This is a genomic window from Marinobacterium sp. xm-m-312 (assembly GCF_013283295.1).
GTDB lineage: Bacteria > Pseudomonadota > Gammaproteobacteria > Pseudomonadales > Balneatricaceae > Marinobacterium_E.
In genome coordinates, this window is sequence record NZ_WBYS01000006.1 from 1 (window position 1) to 13,639 (window position 13,639).

The window sequence follows — 13,639 nt, forward strand, 5'->3', positions numbered from 1 at the left end:
TTACCGAACTCAGTCGTGAAACGCGTCATCGCCGATGGTAGTGTGGGGTTTCCCCATGTGAGAGTAGGTCATTGCCAGGCACCTAATAAACAAAGAACCCCAGTACCGAAAGGTCCTGGGGTTTTTTGTTTTTTGGTCGCAAGGAGACTTCTGAGCGAATGCCCATGTGACAACCCATGCCCCAACGGGGCGGGGTTGAGGCGCTGCAAGCGTCGCGAAGCGATGACGAGCAACGCTCGGCACCTATTGTAGGTCATTGAGAGCTTCGTAAAGGATCTCTGCCAAATCCATCGCGGCCTTTGCAAGACCGCTCCAACGGTTTTAAAAAAGATCTCTGCCAACGTCAACAGCGGATGACAGGCTGAAGCCAGTCACCGTAGCTTCGTAGTGAATTAAGCACACCAGTGACAGGCTGAAGGCCAGTCACCGTAGCTTCGTAGTGAGTTAAGCACACCAGTGACAGGCTGAAGGCCAGTCACCGTAGCTTCGTAGTGAGTTAAGCACACCAGTGACAGGCTGAAGGCCAGTCACCGCAGCTTCGTAGCGAGTTAAGCACACCAGTGACTGGCTTTAGCCTGTCACCTGCTCTCTAATTACGCGCCCAACCTTCACGGCCTTCGCAAGACCGCTCCAACAGCTAACTACTACCCTTCAATCTGCGAACAGTGATCCCTCTGCTCTACTTCCGGTGTGAATATCACATAATCAGCTATCGCTTCATCCTGATAGCTGTCTGGTATGATTTCAAAGGGGTCTCTGCTGTCACCAACGGATAGCATCATGATCGATAAGCTATTCAGCTCATTATGAAAGGGGACGCCGGCATCTTTTCTGACATGCATGTTGCCTGCAATGTATAGATCGACTTTATCGGTGCTGTTCTCTTTAAGTACTCTGCCCATCTGTCGATCACGGGCTATTTGAACTCTTAACATGTTGCCCAGTTGTGATTTGGGTAGCTTACCGCAGTGGCCTTCATAGAGTATGTCGAGCATAAAGTTTTTGTAGAGTTCGTTAGGATGATCTATTGATTCGTCCATGTAGGCTTGCATCTGTTGTTGTCGAGTTAGGTCTGTGCCGAGTACTCTATTTGCTTTCGTTAAAGCAAAGTTCACGGGTGATTTATACCACTCCCAAGGCCAGCCCTTTTGCCAGTTGAGTTGTTCTGGATTCGACGGCTCCCCTAATGCGCTGTCTAGTGCAGTCTGTTGATCTGTATTAGCCATTTCAAAGGCAACATTACCGAGTATCTTCTTTTGGGATAGTAGCTCTAGTATCTCTGTTTGAAGTTCGTGATGAATATCCGTTTCATGATTTTCACCCAGCAATATCCAATCTATCTCACTCATATGATCCAGTAATTGCTGTTGGGTTATAAAGCGCTGGTTAGTGTTGTCCCATATTTTTCCAACAATGGGATTATTACTTTTTATATCAGTTTGCCACTCAGCTGCTGATACGGCTGATATGCCAAACAGAATTGAAATAGAAACAGCTTTTAACAGGTTCATCTTGTCCGTGTCTTTTTGTTGATACTCGTTTTCACTCTACGCATTTGATCCTATCTTGGTGCTTTTCAGATGCAAGCGCGTGTCTATGGTGGCATACTCGTAAACAACTGTTTTTGTAAATGCTAACCCGTCTGGGAACACTATTTGTGGAAAATCTGATCGATGAAGGGGTCGAAACCCTTCCTTTAAAGACCTTTACAGAGAAAGCCTACTTAGATTACTCAATGTACGTCATTCTTGACCGTGCATTGCCTCATCTAGGCGATGGTATGAAGCCAGTACAACGCCGTATTGTTTATGCAATGTCTGAGCTTGGACTAAAGGCGAGCGCCAAATTTAAAAAGTCAGCACGTACGGTAGGTGACGTTTTAGGTAAGTTTCATCCGCACGGTGATTCGGCCTGTTATGAGGCTATGGTGCTTATGGCACAGCCTTTCAGTTATCGCTATCCGCTTGTAGATGGTCAAGGCAACTGGGGTTCTGCTGACGACCCTAAATCTTTCGCAGCAATGCGATACACTGAAGCGCGACTCTCTAAATATGCCGAGGTGTTGTTAAAAGAGTTAGGTCAAGGAACGGTTGAATGGGTACCTAACTTTGATGGCACGATGGATGAGCCTGAGGTTCTGCCAGCGCGTCTACCTAACGTACTCTTGAATGGTTCTACGGGTATCGCCGTTGGTATGGCGACTGATATTCTTCCCCATAACCTTCGCGAAGTCGCTCGGGCTTGTACTTATCTGCTCGACAATCCTGATGCCAGTGTTGCGCGTCTTTGTCAGAAAGTAAAAGGCCCTGATTTCCCAACCGCTGCTGAGATCATTACACCGACGGCTGATCTTAAAAAGATCTATGAGACCGGTCGTGGTTCTGTAAAAGCACGTGCTATTTATGAAATTGAGGATGGTGACGTTGTCATTACGGCTCTTCCATATCAGGTATCTGGTGCTAAGGTGCTTGAACAGATTGCAGCTCAAATGCAGCAGAAAAAATTGCCAATGGTTAGCGATTTGCGTGATGAGTCAGACCATGAGAATCCGACTCGGTTCGTGATTGTGCCACGCTCAAATCGTATCGATATTGAGCAGTTGATGGCTCACCTGTTTGCAACCACCGATCTAGAGCGAAGCTACCGAGTTAACTTCAACATGATCGGCATTGACGGCCGTCCACAGGTTAAAGATCTTCGTCAGATCTTAACGGAGTGGCTTACTTGGCGTACCCAGGTTGTTCGACGCCGTCTCGAATTCCGTTTGCAGAAAGTATTAGATCGACTGCATATCCTCGATGGTTTGATCATTGCTTATCTTAATATCGATGAAGTGATCGCAATCATCCGCAACGAGGATGAGCCTAAAACGGTTATGATGGAGCGCTTCGGTCTAACGGATGTCCAAGCTAACGCCATCCTCGATCTCAAACTTCGTCATTTGGCGAAACTGGAAGAGTTTCAGATCCGTGCAGAGCAGTCTGAGTTAGATGAAGAGCGTAAAAAACTTGAATCTATTCTTGGTTCTGATGAGTTGATGCGTAATCTCATTAAAGAGGAGATTGAACAGGCTGCTGAAGAGTTTGGCGATGATCGCCGCTCTCCTCTGGTTGAGCGTGAAGAGTCTCAAGCGTTCAGTGATAAAGATCTGCTTACCTCTGATCCTGTTACCGTCGTCCTCTCTAAACAGGGGTGGATCCGTGCTGCTAAAGGGCATGACATTGATCCGGCTACTCTGAATTACAAAGCGAGTGATGGTTATAAACTCTCGATTGCTGGACGCATGAACCAGCCGACGATCCTGCTAGACAGTATGGGGCGCAGTTATACATTAGAGACTCATAACCTGCCTTCAGCTCGGGGGCAAGGCGAGCCTGTTACCGGTAGCATTAGTCTGCAAAAGGGTGCTTCGATAGAGGCACTAACCGCGGGTAAAGAGAGTGATAAGGTTCTTCTCTCTTCAGATGCTGGTTATGGCTTTGTCACGTCGATAGGTGATATGACCAGTAAGACGAAAAACGGTAAAGCGGTACTGACGCTACCCAAAGGGGCCAATATCGTAGCGCCTGCTTCCATTTCTGATAGCGAAAATGGTTTGATCGCTGCCGTAACTTCTGAAGGGCGTCTACTGGTGTTCCCAGTCTCTGAGCTGCCTGTATTGGGACGAGGTAAAGGTAATAAGATCATTAACATCCCGTCGGCAAGGGCTCAAGCTCGTGAAGAGTTGATGGTTGCTGTGGCTGTTCTTAATGAAGATCAGGAACTTCTGGTTCATGCGGGTAAGCAGTACCTTAAAATGACCAAAGCCGATCTAGAACACTACCGTGGAGAGCGCGGTCGTCGAGGCAATAAACTGCCAAGGGGCTATCAGCGAGTGAGCCATCTATCGGTAGAGTAATGACTACCTAAATATCAAAAGGGAGCCGCTGGCTCCCTTTTTTGTTGAATCAATAATGTGCGGTTTATGAAGATTACTGTGCTGCCTGCTGTGCCAGTTTTGCCAGAAGATAACGCCCCTGTTTTTCTAACAGATCTTGATAGCTTTTACTCAACGATAGGATCAGCACCTTGTCCTCATCTTCGCGTTTGATCTCAGCGGTTGATAGAACACCGCTTTTTAGATCGGGTGCCTCTGAGAGTGCTGTATGGCTAATCAATCGATCTGTTTTGGTTGAGCGAGTTAAGAAGCGGGCTTCGTCGGCCATTCTATCCTGACGACCCTGTTGACCTCTTACAATTGCGGTGTGGACGTTCAGTATCGGCTCCTGCTGATCTGAACGACTTCTATTGTACGAACGGGCAAGTTGGGCAAATAGCATGGCTGCACAAGCCGCATTAACGCCATGCTCGTCATCCTCGCTGGCATTATCAAACTGAATCAGTATGTCTTCGCCAAGTGCGGAGACCTCGCCTTCGTAAATATTGGCAACGGAGTTCGCCAGTGTTCGGTAAGTGCGTTTGATCTGTAACTGCTCTTCATTGGAGATCAGCGCCGAGTGGGGGCTGGTAAAGTCGATCAGGACAACGTAGGCCGCTTCACTGGCTGGTGTTAACAGATCAAGCTCCTGTTCAATGGTGTATAGATCGAGCTGTTCTTCATTGATGATAGGCAGTTTGCGCGCCAGTTTCTTCACGGGCTCTTGGCGCTCTGGCGTTGTATCAAACATCAACGTTTCAAAGCTGGGCTCTTCACGCTCTTGTTCGGGCTCTTTTGATAGAGGCTTGAAGGGCGGTACGCTCGGTTCGCGTCTCTCTGGTTTTAGAAGTTCAACCAGATCGATCTCATCCTTATCGGTCTCATCTATCTGCATTTTGACGATAGGGGGTTCAATGTTGGTAGGTTCATTGGTCTCTACCATTGTCTCATTTTCGCTAGGTTCCCAAGGCGGAATGTCTGCCTCATCAGTGTTTGGCTCGTGAACTTCTTCAAAGTTAGGTTCGCTAGGCTCATCTGAAGTGCTGTTTTCAACAATCGGGTCATCGTACGCGGATCCGAAATTGCCTATGTCATCGTAATCTACTTCAGTGTCCACTTCAGTCTCAATAGTCGATTCAATCTCTTTCTCCGCCTCGGATCCAAGGTGGTTATCTAGGGAGTTGATCTCAGTGTCTTGTTCTTGATCGTCTAGCTCTGGTTCTTGTTCGATTAGCGCTTCTGCCTCTACATCGTCTTCATAAACTTCTTCATCGCTGTCGTCGATTGTTTCCTGAGCTTCCGTTGAGTCTGTGATTTGATCGTCAAAATGTTGCTCAATTTGTTCAATATAAGCCACTTCCTCTTCAAGAAGTTTGCTCTGCCGGCGATAGATAAACAGTGATAACAGAAAAGCGATAATAGCGCCGCTGCTGATCAGTCCCGTCTGGTAATTGAGTTGTTGCTGAACGGGAGTCGGGTCGATCCACACTTCTAATTGAGCAATGGCTTCGTTATTAGGTGCGATGGATTTTGCTGTGTGGACACCCTCTTGCTTGCCAGCTGCAGCTAGTCTCATGGTCTGGCTATCGGTGATTTGAATGCCTGCTACGAAAGGGTCGTCTGCAATCTGATTGGTGACAAAGTTAAGGCTGACTAAATCTTTAGAGAGAATTAGAGGCGCAACCAGCATGGAGGCGCTGTTACTCCAAATTTTGGCCTGTTTTAGTGCTTCGTTTTCTGCGGCATTTTTGGCCAACAGATAGGAGCCAACCAAGGTCGAAGAGAAGAGCAAAACCAGAGCGATGGCTGCAGCAAAGGCTGGGCGCTGGTACCAACGTAGGTAACCTTTGTATTGTTCGCCGTCTTGTTCAAGCATGCCTTTGTTTCCAGTACACAAAATAAGAGTTTCATAATACCAGTCTGTCTTCGACCGATCGACCAGTTGGTTCCTAAAATTTGTAACTATTTCATAGGCATTAAAAGCGATTTTTGCTGGTGTAATTTCTTGTTATTGGTGGGTTCTTTATCGCTGTCACGCTATACTAGACTTCTCAATAAATTGATCGGTAAAGACCTGATGAATGTAGCGGATTACATGCAGACGCTTGGTGCGAATGCGCGCGAAGCTTCACGTGTCGTAGCACGTGCTAATACAGAACAGAAAAACAGTGCATTGCTTGCAATGGCTGAACTTATTGATGCCGATCGTGATGCGATCACTCAAGCTAACCAGAAAGACCTTGAGGCTGGAAAGGCTCGTGGGCTTGATGATGCGATGCTGGATCGTCTAGCGCTAACTCCAGAGCGTATCGATGGCATGATCGAGGGTCTTCGTCAGGTTGCCGCTCTACCAGACCCTGTCGGTGATGTATCCGACATGCGTTTTCTGCCATCCGGAATTCAGCTAGGTAAGATGCGTGTTCCTCTAGGCGTAATAGGCATCATCTATGAGTCACGCCCGAATGTCACAATGGAAGCCGCCAGTCTCTGTCTAAAGTCGGGTAACGCTACGATTCTTCGCGGTGGTTCTGAGGCAATTCACTCTAATCAGGCGATTGCTAAATCGATTATGGCGGGCCTAAAACAGGCTGGTTTGCCTGAAACGGCTGTCCAGGTGGTGGAAACCACGGATCGTGAAGCCGTTGGTCAGTTGATTACTATGCCAGAGTTTGTGGATGTTATCGTGCCTCGTGGCGGTAAGGGGTTGATCGAGCGTATCTCGAACGATGCGCGCGTGCCTGTTATTAAACACCTCGACGGTATTTGTCATGTCTATATTGATGCAGAGGCTGACCTAGCTAAGGCTATCAATATTGCCATCAATGCCAAGACTCATCGCTACGGTACTTGTAACACCATGGAGACACTGCTGGTGCATGAATCGGTTGCTGATGAGGTTCTTAAAGAGCTAGCTGAGGCCTACGCTGAGGCGGGTGTAGAACTTCGTGGATGTGACAAGACATGTGCCATTATTCAAGCCAATGCAGCGACTGAAGAGGATTGGGCGACTGAGTACTTGGCGCCGATACTTTCAATCAAAATTGTTGAGGGTATAGATCGTGCAATTGAGCACATCAATCACTACGGCTCTCACCATACCGACGCGATCATTACTGAAAACTACACGCTGTCGCGTCAATTTTTGCGTGAGGTCGATTCCAGCTCTGTCATGATCAACGCCTCTACTCGATTTGCCGATGGCTTTGAATACGGCCTAGGTGCTGAAATCGGTATATCTACGGATAAGATTCACGCTCGTGGGCCGGTCGGTCTAGAGGGGCTGACGTCTCAGAAATACATTGTTTACGGAGAAGGGCAGGTTCGTAAGTAATGCAGAAACCTCCTCTGGTTCTTTTTGGTGGTACCTTTGATCCTATTCACTATGGACATCTCAGAACTGCGCTAGAACTTCAGGAGGTGCTCAACGTGCCTCACATTAATCTGGTCCCAACCGGTGAGCCAGTCCATAAAGCATCAACCGGCGGCTCTGCCGTGCAGCGGTTTGAGATGGTTCGGCTAGCGGTAGAATCGGAGCCTGCACTGGTTGCTGATGATTGTGAATTGATCAGTGATGAGCCTTGCTACACCATCAACACGTTGATGAAAAAACGTGCCGAAGTGGGTGAGGATTTGCCCATAATAATGGTGATGGGGATGGACTCTCTGCTGGGCATTAAGAGTTGGTCCCATTGGCAGCAGTTAACGGATTTCGGTCACTTGTTGATCGTTGCTCGACCCGGTTATGAACCTGAGTTTGATTCAGAGCTTCAGTGCTTTATTGATCAGCATAGGGTTGAGGATTTAGAAGCGTTAAGCCTTCGTCCTTCAGGTCATTTGGCGATGCATCAGTTGACTCCGATGAATGTCTCTGCGACTCAGGTTAGAAAGATTATTAAGCGGGGCTCAAACCCCAGATTTTTAATTCCAGACAGCGTTTGGAATTTTATTAGAAATGAGCGTCTCTATGACGCCAATGAAAGGTAATTTAATTTACATGCAAGATGATCAATTGATCGCCCTAGTGCAAGATGCGCTTGAGGGAATGAAAGCAAAAGATATCAACCTAATCGATGTTCGTGGCCGCTCTACCGTCACTGACTACATGATGGTTGCAAGTGGTACATCTAAGCGTCAAGTAGCAGCCGCTGCTCAAGAGGTGATCGACAAGGTGAAAGAGCAGGGTCTTTTGCCTATGGGTATTGAAGGTCAAACGGTTGGTGACTGGGTATTGGTCGATCTTGGTAGCATCATTGTGCACGTGATGATGCCAGATGCTCGTGATTTCTATGACATTGAACGCCTCTGGTCAGTAGGCGACGCCTAAGCCTTATGCGCATACGATTGCTTGCAGTCGGCACTAAGATGCCAAAATGGGTCACGGACGGCTACCAAGAGTACTGCAAGCGTCTTCCCTCTGATTTTCAGCTAGAACTGGTTGAATTACAGCCTGGCCATCGTGGCAAAGGGGCTGATATCCAACGGGCTATGCGCTCTGAAGGTGACGCCATGTTGGCGGCCATCCCAAAAGGGGATCGAGTGATCGCTCTCTGTGTTGATGGCAAGAACTGGTCGACAGAAAAGCTTGCAGAACAGGCTGAAAACTGGCGGATGGAAGGAAATAATATAACGCTTTTGGTGGGTGGTCCCGATGGTCTTGATCCAAGATGCATCGCCGCTGCCGATCAAAAGTGGTCGCTATCAGCGCTGACTTTACCGCACCCGCTGGTTCGCATTATTCTTGCTGAGCAGATATATCGAGCTTGGACCTTACTTCAAGGTCATCCCTACCATAAGTGAGTTAGATGGATCAGAGACGATTTAACGACTACCAGAAAGAGAATCGGTTCTTTGTTAACCGAGCAGTCGTCGCGTTTCTTTTCGTTTTAGTGCTGATGGCCATTCTGGTCAGTCGAATCTACTTCTTGCAGGTCGTTGAGCACGATCGATTCTCTCTGTTATCAGAAAACAATCGCATTAAACTTCAGCCAGTCGCCCCCAGACGAGGTCTTATCTACGATCGTAATGGCGAACTGTTGGCAGAAAACCGCCCTAGCTTCAGTTTGACGCTCCTTAAAGAGGAGGTCGATGATGTGGATTCGCTATTAGAGGATGTCGCCTCTCTAGTAGAGCTCTCTGCGGCAGAGGTAGAAGGCTTTAAAAAGCGCCTTAAGCACCGTCGTCGTCCACACTCCACCGTTCCTCTCAAATCTCGCTTAACCGAAGAGGAGATCGCTAAGCTCTCAGTGAACTTCTATCGTCTACCGGGGCTACAGATTGAAGCTGATCTTGTTCGTTACTATCCTCACCCTGATTCACTGGTGCATGCCATTGGTTATGTTGGGCGTGTTAATGAGCGTGAACTCAAAACCTTAGACCCTAATAACTATGCTGCAACACACTATATTGGCAAACTTGGGGTTGAGAAATATTACGAGCCGCTACTGCATGGACAGGTCGGTTTGCAGCGTGTTGAAACCAATGTGCGCGGCCGAGTCATGCGTGTTTTGGAGCAAGAGGACCCAACCCCAGGTTTGGATATCCAGTTAAGTCTCGATTTAAAGCTGCAGCAGTTTACAGCGAAACTGTTGGAGGGTAAGCGAGCTGCGGTTGTAGCGATTGAACCCCAAACCGGTGAAATCTTGTCATTGGTGAGCAACCCCTCTTACGACCCCAATGAGTTTGTAACAGGTATATCGTTCGACAACTACAATGCGCTTCGCGATGATAAAGACCAGCCTCTTTATAATCGGGCCATCCGTGGAGCCTACCCACCGGGATCAACGCTAAAGCCCTTCACAGCGCTTGCCTCAGTTGATTCTAAATCGGTACCGATTGATCACAAAGTTTGGGATCCAGGTTTCTATCAACTCTCTGAAAATGGTCGGAAATGGCGAGATTGGAAGAAATCTGGTCACGGTCGAGTCGATCTGAATCACGCATTGGCTGAGTCTTGTGATGTCTGGTTTTATGATACGGCTTCTAAAACATCGATTGATGTTTACAGTGACTATTTAGGGCGTTTCGGTTTTGGACAGGTCACCAGTCTGGATCTGCCTGAAGCGGGCCGAGCTATTCTCCCATCCAATGAGTGGAAGAAGCGTCGCGAGAAACAGCCTTGGTACCCCGGTGATTCACTCAATCTAAGTATTGGGCAGGGTTATATGATAGCTACGCCACTGCAGCTCGCGACCGCCACTGCAGTGTTAGCCAATCGAGGTAAGTGGGTGCGTCCACAGATGATCAAGAGCTTCATCGCTGAAAATGAGCTAACGGCGGAACAGACAGAGATTATCCAACAGCTACAACAGAAGCCGACACTACCCGATGTTGAACTCAATCACCCCGAGTACTTTGAAAAGGTAATTGAGGGTATGGTGAATGTGGTGAATGCTCCCTACGGTACGGCTCGAAAAGCTGGTGCGGGAGCGCCTTATACCATGGCAGGAAAAACAGGTACGGCCCAAGTGGTCGGCATTGCTCAAGATGCTGAATATGACTCAGAGGCTCTGCTAGAACGTCAGCGAGACCACGCACTCTTTGTTGCCTTTGCACCGGCTGATGATCCTAAAATTGCAGTGGCGGTAGTCGTCGAGAACGGCGAGGGTGGTTCTAGAGCTGCAGCACCGGTCGCGCGTGAAGTGATTGATGCTTGGTTACTGGACGATTACACCAGTGAGTTGGGAGATGATTAATGTCTAAAGATTTCCACCGCTCCGTCTCGCCAGATCAGTCAGGACTTCGCAAGCAGCGCTCGTTGTGGAGTTACACTCACCTAGATTTACCCTTGCTTCTACTATTGCTGGCGCTCTGTATAGCAGGGCTGGTCATTCTTTACAGTGCATCAGGGCAAGACTGGGCCTATGTTGAGCGTCAGGCCATCCGCATGGCTGCAGGATTTGCCGCGTTGATTTTTCTCGCGCAAGTCCCTCCAAGGGTGATTATGAGGGTAGGGCCCTGGCTCTACCTACTAGGAGTGGCCTTGTTGGTTGGCGTTATCTTGTTTGGGGTCGGTGCTAAAGGGGCTCAACGTTGGTTGGCGCTGCCCGGTTTTCGTTTTCAGCCTTCAGAGTTAATGAAACTGGTACTACCTATTGTGGTGGCGGGTTACATCGCTCGCTACACACTGCCACCCAACTTCAAAGCGATCATAGTGAGTTTGATCTTAATTGCGATCCCATTTGCACTGATTATGAAGCAACCGGACCTTGGTACCTCGCTGCTGATCGGTGCCTCTGGTGTATTTATTTTGCTCTTTTCGGGAATCTACTGGCGCTGGATCTTTCTGAGTGCTGGGATTGTAGCGGCTTCACTGCCTGGGCTCTGGATGATCATGAAGGATTATCAGAAACAGAGGGTGCTGACATTTTTAGATCCAGAGAGCGACCCTCTTGGCTCGGGCTGGAACATCATACAGTCTAAAACGGCGATCGGTTCGGGTGGCCTCTCAGGTAAAGGCTTCTTGAGTGGTACTCAGTCTCAACTGGACTTTCTTCCTGAATCTCATACAGACTTTATCATTGCAGTAATCGGCGAAGAGCTGGGAATGAAAGGGGTATTGGTGCTACTCGCTCTATACCTTTTAATTGTAGGTCGTGGCTTAATGATCGCTGTTAAGGCACCTGACAGTTTTTCCCGTATGCTAGCTGCAAGTATCACGCTGACATTCTTTGTCTATGTCTTTGTCAACATCGGCATGGTCAGTGGTATTCTGCCGGTCGTAGGGGTCCCTCTACCAATGGTGAGCTATGGTGGTACCTCTATCGTGACGTTGATGATAGGTTTCGGAATTCTGATGTCGATTCATACCCATAAATCGATGTTGCGACGCTAGAATAATAAGATGACTGCTTGGAGATAAGCATGCTTAAACGTTTTAAAACGATGGTGTTAGCGGGTTGTTTAGCGGTATCAACAGCCTCTTTTGCTGGTTATGAGGCCCATCCACGAGCTCAGATATTGATTGATGATCTGAAGGCTGACGGTTTCGAAGAGAGTTACATTCGTGATGTGTTAGGTCGAGCAAAGTATCAGCAGAGCATTATTGATGCGATCAGCCGTCCAGCAGAGCGCCGCCTAAATTGGGGCGAGTACCGAGCGATTTTTATTGAGCAGCGTCGTATCAACCAAGCCATTCAGTTCTGGAAAGAGCACAAAGAGACGCTGTTAAGAGCTGAAGAAGTGTATGGCGTTCCGCCTGAGATTGTTTTAGCGATCATGGGTGTGGAGACACGCTTTGGGCGTATCACTGGCAATTATCGAGTATTGGATGCGCTGTCGACCTTGGGTTTTGACTACCCTAAACGTGCCGACTTCTTCCTAGGGCAGTTGGGTGACTACTTTCGCTTAGCACGCCAAGAAGGTATTGAGCCCGGTGTTTTGAAAGGCTCTTACGCTGGCGCTATGGGGTATGGTCAATTCATTCCTTCTAGCTTCTTAGCCTATGCCGTCGATTTTGACGGCGATCAACAGCGCGATATTTGGGGTAACCCTGTTGATGCGATTGGCAGTGTGGCGAACTACTTTGCTCGTCATGGCTGGCGTGCCGGTGAGCCCATTGTCAGTGACGTCCTTTTGAATGGCAGTGTTGATTCAGAGTGGTTTAACAAGGGCCTTCAACCAGAGCTTACACTGGATGAGTGGCGTCAACGTGGAGTGATTGCCAAGGGTGAGCTAGCAGACGATCAACTTGCAACACTGATGCGTATGAGCAGCGATCAAGGTGATCACTATCTTCTCGGACTGCACAACTTCTATGTCATCACTCGCTACAATCACAGTCGTCTTTATGCCAATGCGGTACGTGAATTGAGCGAAGCTATTCGTCTTGAGATCAACAAAGGTTAGCTGGTGACAAGATTTACGCTGAAATCAATCGTAGCTCTATTTGCCTTGGCTCTGGTCGGTTGTAGTTCCACGCCTACCTACGATCGTGAAACGGCAGGCGGTCGATACAAAGTTCGCAAAGATTTTGCCCCTGATAATCCACCGGATGTATCGAATGTGGCCGATGCTGTGCCTGTCGACATACCTTACAGTCGTGGGGGCAATCGTTCGACCTACGAGGTCTGGGGTAAAAGCTATAATGTGCTCCCTTCGCACATTGGTTACAGAGCAGAGGGTATCGCCTCTTGGTACGGCCTGAAGTTTCATGGTCACAAAACTTCGAACGGTGAGATCTACGACATCTACAAGATGTCTGCTGCACATAAGAGCCTGCCCATTCCCAGCTTCGCAAAAGTGACCAATCTGGATAACGGTAAGTCGGTTATTGTGCGCGTTAACGATCGCGGCCCTTTTCATGAAAATCGCTTGATCGATCTAAGTTACTCAGCCGCGGCGCGTTTGGAAATTTTGAAACAGGGTACCGGTCGAGTTAGGGTCGAGGCCATTGATGCTCGAAGTCATGCTGATACCACTGAAACAGTAGAGAAAACGCCTCAACCTGTTGCGTCTCTTCAACAGCCAAAACCTGACGATACCGGTGCATTCCTTCAAGTAGGATCCTTTGGTAAAGAGAGCTCGGCTCTATCGGTTCAGCGTCGACTTTCAGCGATGGATGGCGTCCAAGCCGTCATCAAGAGAGTTCGCCAGGGTGATGTCGAGTTTCATAGAGTGCTCGTGGGGCCGCTGACTGACACACTGTCGATTGACTCAATGGTGCAAAGTTTGGAGTCGATGGGCTATTCATCGCCATTGCTGATAAAATCCCCCTAAACTGTTTTA

At 48.3% G+C, this 13,639-nt stretch carries 11 protein-coding genes; 9 read left to right on the forward strand and 2 right to left on the reverse strand.

The window, feature by feature from the left end:
* Window positions 1-644 precede the first annotated feature (644 nt).
* Window positions 645-1,511 carry a ChaN family lipoprotein gene (locus XMM312_RS08335; protein WP_173489064.1) on the reverse strand — a complete coding sequence of 289 codons (867 nt, stop codon included), beginning with the start codon at window positions 1,509-1,511 and terminating at the stop codon, window positions 645-647.
* Between the two features lie 146 nt (window positions 1,512-1,657).
* Between XMM312_RS08335 and parC the strand changes: the two genes are divergently transcribed.
* Window positions 1,658-3,898, forward strand: coding sequence for a DNA topoisomerase IV subunit A (gene parC / locus XMM312_RS08340; RefSeq protein ID WP_371731451.1), 2,241 nt, complete (start codon window positions 1,658-1,660; stop codon window positions 3,896-3,898).
* A 73-nt stretch (window positions 3,899-3,971) separates the two neighbouring features.
* Here the strand turns inward: parC and XMM312_RS08345 are convergent, their stop codons facing one another.
* On the reverse strand, window positions 3,972-5,792 hold the full coding sequence (locus XMM312_RS08345; RefSeq protein ID WP_173482035.1) for a hypothetical protein: 1,821 nt from the start codon (window positions 5,790-5,792) through the stop codon (window positions 3,972-3,974).
* A gap of 201 nt (window positions 5,793-5,993) precedes the next feature.
* Between XMM312_RS08345 and XMM312_RS08350 the strand changes: the two genes are divergently transcribed.
* Genes XMM312_RS08350 through XMM312_RS08385 form a run of 8 tightly spaced genes read left to right on the forward strand, consistent with a single transcriptional unit; the run spans window position 5,994 to window position 13,630 of the window.
* Window positions 5,994-7,247 (forward strand): glutamate-5-semialdehyde dehydrogenase, encoded by a 1,254-nt coding sequence (locus XMM312_RS08350; RefSeq protein ID WP_173484717.1) that lies wholly within the window; start codon window positions 5,994-5,996, stop codon window positions 7,245-7,247.
* Complete coding sequence (gene nadD, locus XMM312_RS08355; protein ID WP_173483268.1) at window positions 7,247-7,900, forward strand: nicotinate-nucleotide adenylyltransferase; 654 nt, start codon at window positions 7,247-7,249, stop codon at window positions 7,898-7,900. Before XMM312_RS08350 ends, nadD begins: the two co-directional genes overlap by 1 nt.
* A gap of 10 nt (window positions 7,901-7,910) precedes the next feature.
* Entirely contained in the window at window positions 7,911-8,240 is a 330-nt protein-coding gene (rsfS, locus tag XMM312_RS08360) for a ribosome silencing factor (RefSeq protein WP_173482044.1), read from the forward strand.
* Window positions 8,241-8,245: 5 nt separating this feature from the next.
* Entirely contained in the window at window positions 8,246-8,713 is a 468-nt protein-coding gene (gene rlmH, locus XMM312_RS08365; protein WP_173482032.1) for a 23S rRNA (pseudouridine(1915)-N(3))-methyltransferase RlmH, read from the forward strand.
* A 5-nt stretch (window positions 8,714-8,718) separates the two neighbouring features.
* Complete coding sequence (gene mrdA / locus XMM312_RS08370) at window positions 8,719-10,608, forward strand: penicillin-binding protein 2 (protein WP_173489065.1); 1,890 nt, start codon at window positions 8,719-8,721, stop codon at window positions 10,606-10,608.
* Window positions 10,608-11,747: a rod shape-determining protein RodA gene (gene rodA, locus XMM312_RS08375; RefSeq protein WP_173482030.1), complete on the forward strand. Its 1,140-nt coding sequence runs from the start codon at window positions 10,608-10,610 to the stop codon at window positions 11,745-11,747. The genes mrdA and rodA overlap by 1 nt, the downstream gene beginning before the upstream one ends.
* A 29-nt stretch (window positions 11,748-11,776) precedes the next feature.
* Complete coding sequence (mltB, locus tag XMM312_RS08380) at window positions 11,777-12,760, forward strand: lytic murein transglycosylase B (protein WP_173484716.1); 984 nt, start codon at window positions 11,777-11,779, stop codon at window positions 12,758-12,760.
* 3 nt (window positions 12,761-12,763) lie between these two features.
* Window positions 12,764-13,630, forward strand: coding sequence for a septal ring lytic transglycosylase RlpA family protein (locus XMM312_RS08385; RefSeq protein ID WP_371739866.1), 867 nt, complete (start codon window positions 12,764-12,766; stop codon window positions 13,628-13,630).
* Window positions 13,631-13,639: the final 9 nt, after the last annotated feature.

What these genes read in the sequence shown, in the direction of transcription:
- XMM312_RS08345 (WP_173482035.1), bottom strand. Translation starts at nt 5,792, where the DNA reads ATGCTTGAACAAGACGGCGAACAATACAAAGGTTACCTACGTTGGTAC.
- mltB (WP_173484716.1), top strand. Translation starts at nt 11,777, where the DNA reads ATGCTTAAACGTTTTAAAACGATGGTGTTAGCGGGTTGTTTAGCGGTA.
- mrdA (WP_173489065.1), top strand. Translation starts at nt 8,719, where the DNA reads ATGGATCAGAGACGATTTAACGACTACCAGAAAGAGAATCGGTTCTTT.
- nadD (WP_173483268.1), top strand. Translation starts at nt 7,247, where the DNA reads ATGCAGAAACCTCCTCTGGTTCTTTTTGGTGGTACCTTTGATCCTATT.
- rsfS (WP_173482044.1), top strand. Translation starts at nt 7,911, where the DNA reads ATGCAAGATGATCAATTGATCGCCCTAGTGCAAGATGCGCTTGAGGGA.
- XMM312_RS08335 (WP_173489064.1), bottom strand. Translation starts at nt 1,511, where the DNA reads ATGAACCTGTTAAAAGCTGTTTCTATTTCAATTCTGTTTGGCATATCA.
- rodA (WP_173482030.1), top strand. Translation starts at nt 10,608, where the DNA reads ATGTCTAAAGATTTCCACCGCTCCGTCTCGCCAGATCAGTCAGGACTT.
- rlmH (WP_173482032.1), top strand. Translation starts at nt 8,246, where the DNA reads ATGCGCATACGATTGCTTGCAGTCGGCACTAAGATGCCAAAATGGGTC.
- XMM312_RS08350 (WP_173484717.1), top strand. Translation starts at nt 5,994, where the DNA reads ATGAATGTAGCGGATTACATGCAGACGCTTGGTGCGAATGCGCGCGAA.